The sequence below is a fragment of the Actibacterium lipolyticum genome, from assembly GCF_900184935.1.
In the GTDB taxonomy this organism is placed as follows: domain Bacteria; phylum Pseudomonadota; class Alphaproteobacteria; order Rhodobacterales; family Rhodobacteraceae; genus Actibacterium_A; species Actibacterium_A lipolyticum.
The window spans coordinates 989,148-1,003,202 of record NZ_FXYE01000001.1 but is presented as its reverse complement, the minus strand read 5'-3'; the positions used below and the strand labels follow the sequence as shown (position 1 = coordinate 1,003,202).

Genomic DNA, 14,055 nt, shown 5'->3' with positions numbered 1-14,055 from the left:
TCACACCGGTGCTGTCCAGCGCCCTTGCGAAATTTGAATGCGAGTTTTCAGCTTTGCGCAGCGACAGCTTTCATCGCGCCCTGCAATTCGTGCAACGCGGTCTGCACCATGGAACGAAAGACCATGATCCGAAACTGTTGCGCCCCTGTCCGCGTGATCGATGCCATCATATGCCCAAGCTGCGTGCGGGCGGTGTGCCCGTCTGGAAAAACCGAAAGGCGCATATCTATCGGCGTGAGCCGCGACAGAACCTCTGTACTGCCCGCCCCGTCCAGCAGAAACGCCACCCAGCCATCGCTTTGATCCGTCAGCGCCGCGTGCTTGGCCAATCCATCGTCCACGGCTGGCCCAACCAACATCGCCTGCCCACGGCCCCACCAAATGCACTGTGCATTCTCCGCCACCGTCATCTTGCTGGGTTCGGGAAAGCCAAGACCATGCGCTGCCATAAGCGAGGCCGCGACGGCAGCTAAGGCCCCATCAAACGGCGCGATAGAGGTCAGGCAGCCCAAGTCCGGCATCGAAAGCTGCGCATCGCCTGCTGCAAACGGCATTCCTGTTTCCAAGGCCGGTTTGGCAATCAGTTTAGCCACGGGCGCGCCTCCCCTCAGGGTCAAAAAAAACAGGGTCGCAGACCTCACACACGGTAGAGATTTGGCGCAAATGATCCACCATCAACACTCGTTTCCCATGCCGCGCCCTACCGTTTCGCAGAAAGCCCAGCGCCAGTGTATTGCCCATCGTGGGCGAATAGCAGGCCGACGTGACATAGCCCAAGCCATTCTCACGTATCGGCTTTGCCCCTTCGCGGAACAGATGCGCTCCGGCCGTGATTTCATCGCCTGCCTTTACCGCCCTTAGCCCGACCAACTGCTCTCGCTCTGGTCCGGTCAGGCCCGGCCGTCGGGCGGCGGCTTTGCCTATGCAGTCTTTCTTGGCGATCATGGTGCCAAGCCCCAAATCAAACGCCGTCGTGCGCCCGTGCAATTCAGCGTGGGTCAGGAACCCTTTTTCGATGCGCAGCACATTCAGGGCCTCCATCCCATAGGGGCCACCGCCAAGGGCCTCGGCCACACTCAAAAGCATGCGAAACAGGCCGTCACCGTAGCGCGCAGGAACGGCGACCTCATACGCATGCTCCCCGGAAAATGAGATGCGGAACAACCGCCCTTCAACGCCCGAGATCGCGACCGCGCCGCAGGCCATGAACGGAAACTCCTCCTCCGTGATCGGGTCATCCACCACCGCATTCAACACTTCGCGCGCGTTAGGACCCGCCACCGCAAATTGCGCCCAGTGTTCGGTGACCGAAGCTAGGCGTAAATTCATCTGCGGGGCGATGCATTGATGCACAAACTCCAGATGGCGCATCACCTGCCCGGCGGCGGCGGTCGTCGTTGTCAGCACAAAATGATCCGGCCCCAACCGTGCGGCGGTTCCGTCGTCCATCACATGCCCGTCTTCGCGCAGCATTACGCCATAGCGCACCCGCCCCGGCTTTAGCGTCGAAAACGTGTTCGTATAAACCAGATCAAGGAATGCGCCAGCGTCCGGGCCTTGAAGGTCGATCTTTCCAAGGGTCGACACATCACAAATGCCCACTGCATTGCGGACCATTCTGACTTCCCGCTCGCACGCCTCCTGCCACGTGGTTTCCCCGCGCGCCGGAAAATACGAAGGGCGGTACCACAGCCCTGCTTCGATCATTGGTGCGCCGCGTTGAACGCTTGCGGTGTGAGAGGTTGTAAACCGTTCGGGCGCGAACCCTTTGCCGCGCGCCCCTGCCCCCATCGCGGCAATCGACACCGGCGTATATGGCGGGCGATAGGTAGTCGTTCCGGTTTCCGGAATGGTGCGGCCAGTCGCATCCGCCAATACCGCCAACGCCCCGATGTTAGAGTTCTTACCCTGATCAGGTGCCATCCCTTGGGTCGTGTAACGCTTCATATGTTCGACCGAGGCGAAATTCTCTGTCGCCGCAAGGGAGACGTCTTTAACCGTGACGTCGTTCTGAAAATCCAGCCACGCTCGTCCGTTTCCGGCAACCGACCATAGCGGCGTGATGTCATACGTTCCGTCCTGCGCTTTAGGAACGGCGACTTCGGGCTTGGTAAAGCCCAAATCAGCCAGCACGCCCAGCGCCGTATTCGCCCCGCCGCTAAGGCAAGCAGCTGTCGTGAAAGCCCCCGCCGCCGCACCCGCGATGGACATCCCCGGAACAGCACCATCTGCGGCAACAAAGGCCGCGATATCTTCGCGCCACTGTGGGCGGGCATTCATATGGCAGCTTAGATGGACAGAGGGGTTCCACCCGCCCGAAACCGCAAGGCAATCGGCGGCAATGGTTTTCTGCCCGCCCGAATGCGTGAAGGTGACCTGCTCCACACCCCGCCGCCCGGCTGTCGCAACGACTTGCCCATCATTGAACGTTGGAACACCCACAACAGAGCCCACATCTGTCCGCGCGTCGATGATGCCTGTGACCTCTATACCGGCGTCGTGCAAATCTTGCGCTGTGCGGTGGCCACTGTCGTTGTTGGTAAACACTGCAACCTTGCGCCCGGGCACAACGCCCCAACGGTTCAAATAGGTGCGCACCGCCCCGGCCTGCATGATGCCGGGCCGGTCGTTATTCGGAAAAGCAATTGGCCGTTCCAACGCGCCAGCCGCCAGGATGCTGCGCTTGGCCGTGATGCGCCAAAAGGTTTCAAGCGGTGCGTCCGGGTGCGGGCACGCATGGTGCAGCGACACACGTTCCAACGCGCCAAAGCTGCCTTGGTCATAGCTGCCTGTAACGGTGGTGCGCCGCATCAGCCGGACGTTGGGCATTTGCGCCAGCTCTGCCACCACACGATCGGCCCACGCATGGCCTTGCTGGCCGTCAATCTCTTCAACCTCACCGGTAAGGCGGCCGCCGAATTCACTGTTTTCGTCGGCCAGAATGACATCGGCCCCGGCACGCCCGGCGACCAGCGCCGCCATAAGGCCCGTTGGCCCGCCACCGATCACCAACACATCGCAATGGGCAAACGCCTTATCGTATCGCCCCACGTCGTGCTGCCCCGACAGCGCGCCAAGCCCAGCCGCACGCCGTATTACGGGTTCATAGACGCGTTCCCAAAACGCTTTCGGCCACATGAAGGTCTTGTAGTAAAAACCGGCCCCCAGAAACGGCGCGAAACTGTCGTTCACTGCAAGCATATCCCAGCGCAGGCTGGGCCAGGCGTTCTGGCTTCGCGCGGAAAGCCCCTCGTAAACCTCTTGCATGGTCGCGCGCACGTTTGGCGTTCGGTCCGCGCCGTGGCCGATTGTGACCAACGCGTTCGGCTCTTCCGATCCGGCGCTGAAAATGCCGCGCGGACGGTGATATTTGAACGACCGCCCCACAAGTCGCACATCGTTGGCCAGCAAAGCCGAGGCGAGCGTATCCCCCTCAAACGCGCTGTAGCGTTTGCCGTCAAATGTAAACGGGACCGTCACATGCCGGTTGACGCGCCCTTTCCCAGCAACCCTCATTCCCCGGCCTCCTTCACATCAGTGGCCAACGTGGTTGAGAGGATTTCGTGGGTCACCGTATTCCGCTCAACCACCAACCACGCGGAACAGCCCATTTCGTGAAACCACAAATCGCGGGTGAGGCCGGCTGGGTTGTCGCGCAAATGCAAATAGGCATCCCAAGCATCTGGCGCCGCCCCTTCGCTGGGACGGTTCAGGTAATCGGCATGGCCCATGTAATAAAACTCGCGCCGATCGCGTTCGCCACAGAGGGGGCAGTTCAATCTCATCCTTCCCTCCTTAATGCAGGTTATGCTGGCTGCCGGTGCCTTCTTCATCCAGCAGATGACCCGTGGCAAAGCGGTTCAGCCTGAATTTCGCAGCCGTTTCATGAGGTTGGCCCGTCGCCATCAAATGCGCCATCGCCCAGCCAGATGCCGGAACGGCCTTGAACCCGCCGTAGTTCCAGCCGCAATCGATGAACAAACCCTCAATCGGCGTTTTGTCGATAATCGGCGAACCATCGGGCGTCATGTCCATGATACCGCCCCATGACCGCAGCACTTTCGCCCGCCCGATCATTGGCATCAGCGTCATCCCCGCCTCCATCACATGTTCGGCCATCGGAAGATTCCCCCGCTGTGCGTAAGAAGCATGAAAATCCAGATCACCGCCGAAGACCAACCCACCCTTATCGGACTGGCTGATATAAAAATGGCCCATCCCGAAGCTTACGACATGGTCAATGACGGGCTTCAGCCCTTCGGTGACAAACGCTTGCAAAACATGGCTTTCCACCGGCAATCGAAGCCCTGCCATCGCTGCAACTTGGCCTGAACGCCCGGCAGTGATCATCGCCACCTTTTTCGCCCGGATCGCCCCACGTGTGGTTTGCACGCCGGTCACTTTGCCGTTCTGAACGTCAATCCCCGTAACCTCACATTGCTGAATAAGATCAACGCCCCGCGCATCCGCACCGCGAGCATACCCCCACGCGACGGCATCGTGGCGCGCGGTTCCCCCCCGCGGATGATACAACCCGCCATAAATCGGAAAACGGGTTTGTTCATAGTCAAGGTAGGGCAGATGCGCGCGAACCCCTTCACGGTCCAATAAAATCGCATCGTCGCCTTGGTTGATCATGGCGTTTCCGCGCCGCACAAAGGCATCCCGCTGCCCATCGGAATGGAACAGGTTAATCAGCCCGCGTTGCGAATGCATGATGTTGTAATTCAGCTCATCCTCAAGCCCTTCCCACAACTTTAGGGAGTGACTGTAGAACTCTGAGTTTCCTTGTAAAAAATAGTTCGCGCGCACGATTGTCGTATTGCGCCCAACGTTGCCGCCGCCAAGGTAGCCCTTCTCTAGAACGGCAATGTTTTTCAGCCCATGATTTTTCGCCAGATAAAAGGCCGTGGACAGGCCGTGCCCGCCGCCGCCAATTATTATGATGTCATATTCGGGCTTGGGTTCAGGGCTACGCCAAACCGGTTTCCAACCGCGATTTCCGGTCAAACCCTGCTGTATCACCCGTAAGCCCGAATAGCGCATGCACCTCTCCCTACCAGTGGGTGTAGCAAAGCAACTTGCGGATCAGTATTCAATGGCGCCGTTCACCGGCCCGTTCTGGTGACGACAAGAACAGGCCAATTCGCGACAATTCGAATGGCGGCCTAAAGCCCTTTTGCACGGTAACTTTCAGCCACCCGCCCGATGGAAACAAGATAAGCGGCGGTGCGCAGGTCGGTCACGTCATCGCGCCCGTGCCACACTTCGCGCATGGACTGGTACGCAACGCGCATGGTGTCATCAAGACCTGAACGAACCAGCTCCAACTCATCCGCGCCGCGCAGGTATTTCTCTTTGAAATCAGGTGCGGGTGACCACGTCTTCCCCAAGGCGTTTGACAAGTCTTCCAACTGGTCAACAACCAGTTGATGGCGCGCCTCTTCCTGGCGGCGTTGCATCCGGCCAAACCGGATATGCGACAGGTTTTTGACCCATTCGAAATAGGAAACCGTTACGCCCCCCGCATTTGCGTACATATCGGGAATGATCACCGTGCCGCGTTCACGCAGGAATGCGTCCGCGCCAGCCGTGACTGGGCCGTTCGCCGCCTCGATGATCAATGGTGCCTTCACCCTTTCGACATTGCCGAGGTTTATCACCCCCTCAATCGCCGCGGGGATCAGGATGTCGCAATCCTCTTCCAGCAGCGAAGAGGCATCTTCGACATAGGTGCCTTCGGTACACCCCTTAACGCCACCATGTGCACGGATCCACTTGGCCACGGCCTCTACATTCAGGCCAGTTTCGCTGTACAGCCCGCCGTCACGTTCAACGATCCCGATGATTTTGGCGCCATCTTCGACGGTCAAGAAATGCGCGGCGTGATAGCCCACATTACCCAGCCCTTGAACGATGACGCGCTTTCCATCCAACGTGCCCGACAGGCCAGCCGCGGCAATGTCTTCGGGATGGCGGAAGAACTCGCGCAGCGCATATTGCACGCCGCGACCCGTGGCTTCGACCCGCCCCGCGATGCCACCTGCGTGCGGCGGCTTGCCCGTAACACAGGCACGCGAGTTGATGTCGGTGGTGTTCATCCGATTGTATTGGTCCGCAATCCACGCCATTTCACGCTCGCCCGTGCCCATGTCGGGCGCAGGCACATTTTGCGACGGATGAATTAGGTCGCGCTTGATCAATTCGTATGAAAACCGGCGGGTGATTTGTTCAAGCTCGTGCTCATCCCATTCGCGCGGGTCGATGCAAAGCCCGCCTTTGGACCCGCCAAACGGTGCCTCGACCAGCGCACATTTGTAGGTCATCAACGCGGCAAGCGCCTCTACCTCGTCTTGGTTCACCGCCAAGGCATAGCGAATGCCGCCCTTGACTGGCTCCATGTGTTCAGAATGGACAGAGCGATAGCCGGTAAAGGTATGAAGCTGCCCGCGCAGTCGCACGCCGAACCGCACCGTATAGGTCGCGTTGCAGACCCTTATTTTCTCCTCCAACCCGGGCGGCAAGTCCATCAGTGCAACGGCATGATTGAACATAAGATCAACAGATTCACGAAAACTGGGCTCTTTGGTCGGGTTCATATCATTCTTCCTCCCTGAAGAACGTTTCTGGCGACTCACCTATATTTTATTGAAGACTAACACCTGATTTACCGACGACGCTTTGATGCCCTCACTGAAACGGAAGCTTTGCTGGAATTCGATTGTTGCCAATATTACACCAATTAACCATTTCCCCCTTCGTTGATCTTAAATTTCTGCTTTTTTTTCGATTCTTGGACTTAGTGATGCCCCATTTTGACCACAGGAATAGAAGACAAGACATTTGCGGTGATCCGTCCTAAGGGTGACTCTCCTTCTCTGGGTCGCTCCCAGAATTGATTTGGTGATGGTGGTATTAATGAACGTGTACGAAAAGCTGAAATATCAGATGAAAAACACGAAGGCGGCTTTCTCTAGCCGTGCCTCTTCGTTCAGACGTGACGAAGATGGTTCTATGCTGATCTTCGCCATGTTTATTTTGGTGATGATGCTGCTTGCGGGTGGCTTGGCGGTTGACGCGATGCGCACGGAATACACGCGCACCACCATTCAAAACACACTTGATCGCGCCGTCCTTGCCGCCGCTGACCTTGACCAAACCGAAGACGCGAAGGCGGTCGTTCTGGACTACTTCGCTAAGGCGGGGCTAAGCAGTTACATCTCTGCCGACGATATTAAGATTAACGAAACGAAAGCATCGGGCGAATTCAGCTTCCGCCGCGTTTCGGCAACGGCCAGAGCAGACGTTAATACGATTTTCCTTCCCATGCTTGGCATTAAATCGCTGGCAGCTGTTGGCGCTGGTGCCGCAGAAGAAGGCATCACCGACCTTGAAATCTCGCTCGTAGTGGACGTTTCGGGTTCGATGGGCTGGGACTCCAGCACCGGAAAATCAAAGATTTACGAGCTGCGCAAAGCGGCCAAAGACTTCTCGTTTTACATGCAGTGTAACCCCAAGGCAAAGCGTTCGGATTATCCTGACAACGCAAGCTGCACCGTTGAAGAGGGCAAAGTTTCCATCACTTTGGTCCCCTACGCCGAGCAAGTTACAGTTGGCAAAACACTGTTGGACCAGTTCAAGGTCACCGACGAACATGAAGATTCTCATTGTGTAACCTTTGATCCCGACGACTTCGTTTATCCGGACATCCCGCTTGATATCGAATTGCTGCGGACCGGGCACTTTGACCCGTGGAGCGACGCCAACGAGTCACCCAGAAGCCGGACGTGTCGTACAGACTCTTGGCGTGAAATCCGCCCATTTGTGGCCAAACACACCGATATGGAAACCTATATCAACGCGCTTTCCGCTGGCGGGAACACATCGATTGATGTGGGTATGAAATGGGGCCTTGGCCTGCTGGATCCAGCGTTCCGGATCGGCCTCACCAATCTTACAACGACCAACACGCCTGACGGCGGGACCTTCGTTGACACGAAATTCGTTGGCCGCCCGTATAGCTATACCCAAGATTACTCGATGAAAGTGATCGTGCTGATGACGGATGGTGTTAACACCGATCAGCATTACCTGAACGAAGGTTTCCGTTCGGGCCCTTCGGAAGTCTTCCGCAACACGGCAGATTCAAACCGCTATTCTGTCTACAACCCTGCGACCGATAAATACTACCACACTCACAATAACACGTGGAACGACCACCCCTATGGCGATGGCGACGACGTTGAAGTGGAATATTGTAAGAAGTCTTGGTGGTACGGAACACGCTGCTGGACTGAAACCCAGAGCGAGCCTGGTTCGGCTGTTCAGATGACTTTCCAAGAAGTCTTCGAAAAATTCCCAACTTCTTGGTACAACCAGTTTTCGTGGCTTGAGACAGCTGAAAGCAACTATGGCAACACCGACAAGAACGCTCGCCTGAGCGAGGCATGTACGGCAGCCAAGAGCAATGGCGTCATCGTTTACACGATTGGTTTTGAGACCGACCCGAACGATTCAGTCATGAGCGGCTGTGCAAGCTCACCCAGCCACTTCTTCCCGGCGACGGGTTCGGATTTGGCTGAGATTTTCGGCACGATCGCCAGTTCTATTAACCAGTTGAGGTTGACACAATGAACCGTTTGCAGAGCCTTTCTGGGCGTTTTGCGGGCGCGGTTCGCCGCTTCCGCAAGTCCGAAGACGGGCTGGCCACGATGGAATTCGTGATCCTGTTCCCAGTCTTCATCACCATTTGGATTTCGGCGTTTGAGCTGGCAATGCTGATGACGCGTCAAATGTTCTTGGAACGCGCTGTCGATATCACTGTGCGTAACGTTCGACTTGGCAACTGGGCCGACGTATCAGCGGATACCGTTCGGGATTCAATTTGCGAGAACGTGGGTAGCATGATGGGGGATTGCGAAGGCAACATCATGCTGGACATGCGCGCGATCAGCCGGAACACATGGGCCGTGCCAGACCCCGGCGCAAAGTGCCGCGATCGAACCACTGAAGTTCAGCCTGTTACCAAGTTTGAGGAAGGTGCAGAGAATGAAATGGTCATTCTGCGTGCATGCGTATTGGTCGACCCGTTCTTCCCCGGCACTCAGCTTGCACTGATCCTCGTTCAGAACACTGGCGAAGGGTTTGCACATATCGCAACCTCTGGCTTCGTCAACGAACCCGGCGCAGGGAGCAATAGCTAAGATGTTTAACACTCTGAAGAACGCGATTGCTCGTTTCCGGTCCGATGAAAGCGGCTTGATCACCGCAGAAGCCGTGCTGGCCATGCCAGTGTTGGTTTGGTGGTACGTTGGCAGCTTGGTGTTTTTTGACGCCTATCAGGCACGCAACGTAAACTTGAAAGCCGCCTACACCATCAGCGATATGCTTAGCCGCGAATTGGCAAGCGCCGGGCCGAACTACATCCAAGGTCTGGATAACGTTTATGGGTATCTGACGGCGGGCCATGGCACCGGCTCTAAAATTCGCGTCACAATGGTTAAGTGTAACGACGACTGCGAAGCTGGCAGCACCTCACGAGAGCTTGTCCGCAGCTGGTCCGAAGGCACCGGTGATCTGGCGCCACTTTCTGATGGTGACCTCGACGCTTACCAAAAATACATTCCCGTGATGGCCAAGGGCGACTGGGTCATCTTGGCGGAAACCTTCATCGACTATGACCCTGCGTGGCAAGTTGGCATTGTGGACCCGACGGATTTTGACAACGTGATTGTCACCCGGCCGCGGTTCCTCCCGCAAATCCCGTGGGATCCAAATGCCTGATCACCTAGACAGCAGATCAATATGAAAAAGCGGGGTTACGACCCCGCTTTTTTCTTTTCCATCAACATGAGGGTCAGCATCTCGGCCATAAACTTTGTCTGACCAGCGCCGGTTACGCCCCCTACCCCGACACGGCGGCCAAAACGCCACCAAAGACCGGGCGCCCACACCCGCCCCATTGGTGATTTAAGCTTAAGAACAAAGCCATGCGATGGCTTCATCGCAAAAGTTCCACGCACGACCGTATCGATATCTTCGATCCGCGCCAGAAGCTGCCCATCCGAAGCGGTGATACCATCTTCTGTCAGCGTCAGCGTATGCGAGGTTGCACGGCGCATCGTTTCAGCCACCCACAAAACAATCGCCCCGAAAATCAACAGAAAGACTTGCCAGCCCAAGGATTCGTGTGGGCGCGCCAAAGCGAGATAGATCAACAGCCCGCCCAGAAGTAAAAGCACCGACACGCCGACAAGACGGCGCGGCGCAGAAGCAGAAACGGTGGCAAGTACCTCGGTCATGGCAAACTCCTTAAAAGGTCTGCCAACCGCTTTAACCGCCCGCGCGCCAAAGTACTAGCGCCGCATCAATCCACCGTGAAACGATGCTGACCATTTGACGGAATAGGCAAGCGCACCCAGATCGGCATGTGATCAGAAAAGTCATGTTCGAACTTGGAATAGTCGGGGTCTGTGCCCTGCCCTTGCGCGGGGCCGGCATCAACGAAAAGCTGAGTGAAATCGAACATGCCATAATCAAACTGATTTGCGCCCAACGTCCCGGCCAGCGCGTTGTGCCGCCCACGCGGAAGCCGCTCGTCCTGTGCGATCCATGCGATGTGATCGTATGTTTCATCCCGGCGCGCGTTCGTCAGAAAACCGCCATCCAAGAATGGAAAGTTCACCTTCGCCCTCAAGTTCCGTTCGCTGTTCAGATCCGTCAGATACGCCTCGACCCCACGTTTTCGCTTGTCGACGCTGGATTCAAAATCAAGGTTCAGGTCTGCCATCAGAAGAAAAATCTTTCCGTCTTCGGCGACGGTGCTTTCGCTATCTAAAAGCAACCATTCCAGCAGCGCAAAAAATTCCTGCTGACGTTCGCGTTTACTGTCCCCTGACACCAAATGCGCATTCACGCAGTAAAGTTGGTAATCCCCGCCCGGCCCTTCGATCACAAACTCCACCAAATGAGGCGCCCGAATGAACTGAACGAATTTCTTCAAACGCGCGCCTGCCATCTGCGTTGCGCCAGAAAGCCAGTGCTGCACTTTTTCCATGAACGTTGGATCGTCAGATGGCGGCAGTTCTTTCGCAATAGACTCTGCTAGCGCCTTGTTCATATTTTTCACGACGGCCGACCGGTCAAACGAAAGGTCCGATGCCAGATCCCCCCGGCGCACCCGCGCTGTGTTAAATAAAAAACCGCTTCGTTCGGCCATGCCCATTTGGCCCGGCGCGCGCCCGGTAATGTCAGAATATATAACGTCAAACGTTCCACCCGCCGCATTCAACCGATCCCGCAATTCATAGAGAGAGGCGGTATTGGGCTGCACCTCTTGTATCGCAACAAGGTCACAGGCGCTGCAAAACCGCTCGATCATGGCAAAGGCACCGGGGGATTTCCGCGGGCCGTCTTCGTCCGCTAGGGTTCCGAATTTCCGGATGTTCCAAGACGCCAAAATAACCGAGTCATCGCGGCGTTCCGGCATTCCGTACGCGGTTGGGTTCTGGTCTAAATGGGTGTTGATGGTCTGCCATTCGGCGGGGGAAAAGTGCTTTGGCATAAATGTGGTCCTCTAAAACACCCACATTCTGACTGCCCATGCGATTCTTGGAAAGCAGCGTTTCAGGCGCCGACAGCTTTGCGCACCATATCCCAATACAAATCAGCGACACCTTCGCGCGTCAGGCGCCCGTCGCCGCGATACCATGTCGTAACGCCGGTTAGCATCGCGATCAGTGCCAGCGTGGCAAGTTTAGTGTCGGGTTGGTGGAACACCCCTGCCTGTTTGCCGTCGCTCAAAATCTGCTCAAGCTCGTCCTCGTAGCGTTTGCGCAACGCTTCGATGGCGGCAAAGTTTTCGGGGCTTAGGTTGCGCAATTCCATGTAGGCAATGAACACCGCGTCGGGGCGATCAAGGTGGAAACGGATGTGAAACCGGGTAAAAACCTCTAGCCGGTCAAGCGGCGTACCGTCGCTTTTCTCTGCTTGCCAGGCCTCAAGCAGTTCATCCATATGGGTTTTCATCAGATCGAACAGCAAGCTCTGCTTGTCGGGCGTATAGTTATAAAGCGCGCCCGCCTGCACCCCCACATCTGCCGCGATCTGGCGCATGGAAACCGCCGCAAATCCATGTTGCGCGAACAGCCGCTGCGCCGCTTCGCGAACCGCGGGGCCTGTGATGCCGGAATGAGAGCCTGTCTTACGTGCCATGGGCGCAAACTATCTGAACATACGTTCACTTCAATAGCCAAGCGTCACCCGCTTGCCGTTACTTGGCCGCCCGGTCTATGGTCGCGCAGGTTTTGAACACGGGATTCCATGACACGCGCGGCCCTTTTTCTTTGCGTTGCCCTTGTTTCGGGCTGCACCGACTTTCCTGATCTGGATGCCGCTGTTGGCGACAGCGCAAAAAACGCAGCCTATCCACGCGTGTTGCCCATCGAAGGGGTTTTGGAAAACGCCGCCCAAACCAATATCAGCGAAGAAACCGGCCAGGCGTTGGCCGACCGTGCCGCTGCCTTGCGCCAAAAAGCGCGCGCCCTGACCCGCCCCATTCTGACCCGTGCAGAGCGTCGTCGCCTAACGGCAGCTGTCGAACGTCATCAACAGTAACGCTTTGGCGCGTTGCAAGCGCGCGCGCAACGCTGTAACACCCGGATCGATTGCGGCCTTACATGCGGGAGAATTCGCCCATGTCCACCCCCCTGCGGCTCGGCATTGCCGGGCTTGGCACCGTCGGCACCGGCGTCATCAAGATTATTCAGAAACATGCTGACTTGCTGACCGACCGCACCGGGCGCCCAATTACGATTTCCGCTGTCTCGGCGCGGACACGTGACAAAGATCGCGGCGTCGATCTGTCCGGCTACGCGTGGGAGGATGACCCAGTCGCCCTTGCCACCCGCGAAGACGTGGATGTGTTTGTCGAACTGATGGGCGGCGCAGATGGCCCGGCCAAGGCCGCCACCGAAGCCGCGATTGCGGCGGGCAAAGATGTTGTGACCGCGAACAAGGCAATGCTGGCTATCCACGGCCAAGACCTTGCCGAAGCTGCTGAAGAAAAAGGTGCCGTCATCCGGTTCGAAGCCGCCGTCGCAGGTGGCATCCCGGTTGTCAAAGCGCTGACCGAAGGTCTGGCAGGTAACAAAACCCTGCGCGTGATGGGCGTTATGAACGGCACCTGCAACTACATCCTGACACGGATGGAAAGCGCGGGCCTGCCTTACGACGAAGTGTTTGAGGAAGCCAACGCTCTTGGCTATCTGGAAGCGGACCCAACGCTGGACGTTGGCGGCATCGATGCCGGGCACAAACTTGCCCTGCTGTCTGCCATCGCCTTTGGCACCAAGGTTGCCTTTGAGGATGTCGAACTAGAAGGCATCGAGCGCATTTCGATCGAAGATATCCGCCAAGCCGCCGACATGGGTTTCCGCATCAAATTGTTGGGCGTTGCCCAGATGACCGGTCGTGGGCTGGAACAACGCATGTCCCCATGCCTTGTGCCCGCATCCTCGCCGCTTGGTCAGTTGGAAAACGCGACAAACATGGTTGTGCTGGAAGGCGACGCCGCAGGTCAGATCGTTTTGCGCGGCGCAGGTGCTGGCGAAGGCCCAACTGCAAGTGCGGTGATGTCTGACGTGCTGGATATTGCCCGCGGGTTCCGCGTGTCCACCTTTGGCCGCCCTGCTTCGACGTTGACAGACGTTGTCTCTGCCAAGGCAACCGCGGCCGCGCCTTATTATCTGCGGATGGAATTGCAGGACAAACCCGGCGCGCTGGCCAAAGTCGCGACTGTGCTGGGCGAGGCCGGAATTTCCATCGACCGGATGCGCCAATACGGCCACGCGGAAACCACCGCGCCAGTCTTGATCGTTACCCACAAAACAACCCGCGACGCGTTGGATCACGCGATGACGGGTTTTGCCGCGACCGGCGTTGTTGTGGGTGACCCCGTTGCAATACGGATCGAGGCTGTCTGAACCACAGCTTGTGTCATTGCCCCGTCACCGGGTAGGTGTATGGGGCGTTTTGCCTTACACCCACAGGATTTTG

Annotated in this window: 13 protein-coding genes; 5 read left to right on the top strand and 8 right to left on the bottom strand. The window is 57.3% G+C overall.

What is annotated here, in order from left to right; translation table 11 throughout:
* Positions 1-47: 47 nt before the first annotated feature.
* The 5 genes from COL8621_RS04990 to COL8621_RS04970 form a co-directional block, all read right to left on the bottom strand.
* A complete protein-coding gene (locus COL8621_RS04990; RefSeq protein WP_235823740.1) occupies positions 48-593 on the bottom strand; it encodes a sarcosine oxidase subunit gamma in 546 nt (181 codons plus the stop codon).
* Positions 586-3,516 (bottom strand): sarcosine oxidase subunit alpha family protein, encoded by a 2,931-nt coding sequence (locus COL8621_RS04985; protein WP_093966189.1) that lies wholly within the window; start codon positions 3,514-3,516, stop codon positions 586-588. The genes COL8621_RS04990 and COL8621_RS04985 overlap by 8 nt, the downstream gene beginning before the upstream one ends.
* Positions 3,513-3,785: a sarcosine oxidase subunit delta gene (locus COL8621_RS04980; RefSeq protein ID WP_093966188.1), complete on the bottom strand. Its 273-nt coding sequence runs from the start codon at positions 3,783-3,785 to the stop codon at positions 3,513-3,515. The genes COL8621_RS04985 and COL8621_RS04980 overlap by 4 nt, the downstream gene beginning before the upstream one ends.
* 10 nt (positions 3,786-3,795) lie before the next feature.
* Entirely contained in the window at positions 3,796-5,046 is a 1,251-nt protein-coding gene (locus tag COL8621_RS04975; RefSeq protein ID WP_093966187.1) for a sarcosine oxidase subunit beta family protein, read from the bottom strand.
* Between the two features lie 122 nt (positions 5,047-5,168).
* Positions 5,169-6,599, bottom strand: coding sequence for a Glu/Leu/Phe/Val family dehydrogenase (locus COL8621_RS04970; protein ID WP_093966186.1), 1,431 nt, complete (start codon positions 6,597-6,599; stop codon positions 5,169-5,171).
* Between the two features lie 319 nt (positions 6,600-6,918).
* On the opposite strand from COL8621_RS04970, the gene COL8621_RS04965 reads away from it, so the two are divergent.
* From COL8621_RS04965 to COL8621_RS04955, 3 genes are read left to right on the top strand one after another with little or no spacing between them, the layout of a single operon-like run.
* On the top strand, positions 6,919-8,634 hold the full coding sequence (locus COL8621_RS04965) for a TadE/TadG family type IV pilus assembly protein (protein ID WP_176438433.1): 1,716 nt from the start codon (positions 6,919-6,921) through the stop codon (positions 8,632-8,634).
* Positions 8,631-9,203, top strand: a complete 573-nt coding sequence (locus COL8621_RS04960) for a TadE/TadG family type IV pilus assembly protein (RefSeq protein WP_093966184.1) — start codon at positions 8,631-8,633, stop codon at positions 9,201-9,203. The genes COL8621_RS04965 and COL8621_RS04960 overlap by 4 nt, the downstream gene beginning before the upstream one ends.
* A gap of 1 nt (position 9,204) precedes the next feature.
* Positions 9,205-9,783 carry a TadE/TadG family type IV pilus assembly protein gene (locus tag COL8621_RS04955; protein WP_093966183.1) on the top strand — a complete coding sequence of 193 codons (579 nt, stop codon included), beginning with the start codon at positions 9,205-9,207 and terminating at the stop codon, positions 9,781-9,783.
* A 35-nt stretch (positions 9,784-9,818) separates the two neighbouring features.
* Here COL8621_RS04955 and COL8621_RS04950 read toward each other — a convergent pair whose 3' ends face one another.
* The 3 genes from COL8621_RS04950 to COL8621_RS04940 form a co-directional block, all read right to left on the bottom strand.
* A complete protein-coding gene (locus tag COL8621_RS04950; protein ID WP_093966182.1) occupies positions 9,819-10,301 on the bottom strand; it encodes a hypothetical protein in 483 nt (160 codons plus the stop codon).
* Between the two features lie 65 nt (positions 10,302-10,366).
* The gene (locus COL8621_RS04945) at positions 10,367-11,563 is read right to left on the bottom strand and encodes an exonuclease/endonuclease/phosphatase family protein (protein ID WP_093966181.1); all 1,197 of its coding nucleotides are present in this window, start codon (positions 11,561-11,563) and stop codon (positions 10,367-10,369) included.
* 62 nt (positions 11,564-11,625) lie between these two features.
* The gene (locus COL8621_RS04940) at positions 11,626-12,213 is read right to left on the bottom strand and encodes a TetR/AcrR family transcriptional regulator (protein ID WP_093966180.1); all 588 of its coding nucleotides are present in this window, start codon (positions 12,211-12,213) and stop codon (positions 11,626-11,628) included.
* 108 nt (positions 12,214-12,321) lie between these two features.
* On the opposite strand from COL8621_RS04940, the gene COL8621_RS04935 reads away from it, so the two are divergent.
* Both COL8621_RS04935 and COL8621_RS04930 read left to right on the top strand, forming a co-directional pair.
* Complete coding sequence (locus tag COL8621_RS04935; RefSeq protein WP_093966179.1) at positions 12,322-12,615, top strand: hypothetical protein; 294 nt, start codon at positions 12,322-12,324, stop codon at positions 12,613-12,615.
* 80 nt (positions 12,616-12,695) lie between these two features.
* On the top strand, positions 12,696-13,982 hold the full coding sequence (locus COL8621_RS04930) for a homoserine dehydrogenase (RefSeq protein WP_093966178.1): 1,287 nt from the start codon (positions 12,696-12,698) through the stop codon (positions 13,980-13,982).
* Positions 13,983-14,055: the final 73 nt, after the last annotated feature.

Bases quoted from the DNA above. Each gene is read 5' to 3' on its own strand.
- COL8621_RS04930 (WP_093966178.1), top strand. From the start codon at position 12,696: ATGTCCACCCCCCTGCGGCTCGGCATTGCCGGGCTTGGCACCGTCGGC.
- COL8621_RS04935 (WP_093966179.1), top strand. From the start codon at position 12,322: ATGACACGCGCGGCCCTTTTTCTTTGCGTTGCCCTTGTTTCGGGCTGC.
- COL8621_RS04950 (WP_093966182.1), bottom strand. From the start codon at position 10,301: ATGACCGAGGTACTTGCCACCGTTTCTGCTTCTGCGCCGCGCCGTCTT.
- COL8621_RS04955 (WP_093966183.1), top strand. From the start codon at position 9,205: ATGTTTAACACTCTGAAGAACGCGATTGCTCGTTTCCGGTCCGATGAA.
- COL8621_RS04940 (WP_093966180.1), bottom strand. From the start codon at position 12,213: ATGGCACGTAAGACAGGCTCTCATTCCGGCATCACAGGCCCCGCGGTT.
- COL8621_RS04985 (WP_093966189.1), bottom strand. From the start codon at position 3,516: ATGAGGGTTGCTGGGAAAGGGCGCGTCAACCGGCATGTGACGGTCCCG.
- COL8621_RS04975 (WP_093966187.1), bottom strand. From the start codon at position 5,046: ATGCGCTATTCGGGCTTACGGGTGATACAGCAGGGTTTGACCGGAAAT.
- COL8621_RS04945 (WP_093966181.1), bottom strand. From the start codon at position 11,563: ATGCCAAAGCACTTTTCCCCCGCCGAATGGCAGACCATCAACACCCAT.
- COL8621_RS04970 (WP_093966186.1), bottom strand. From the start codon at position 6,599: ATGAACCCGACCAAAGAGCCCAGTTTTCGTGAATCTGTTGATCTTATG.
- COL8621_RS04980 (WP_093966188.1), bottom strand. From the start codon at position 3,785: ATGAGATTGAACTGCCCCCTCTGTGGCGAACGCGATCGGCGCGAGTTT.
- COL8621_RS04960 (WP_093966184.1), top strand. From the start codon at position 8,631: ATGAACCGTTTGCAGAGCCTTTCTGGGCGTTTTGCGGGCGCGGTTCGC.
- COL8621_RS04965 (WP_176438433.1), top strand. From the start codon at position 6,919: ATGAACGTGTACGAAAAGCTGAAATATCAGATGAAAAACACGAAGGCG.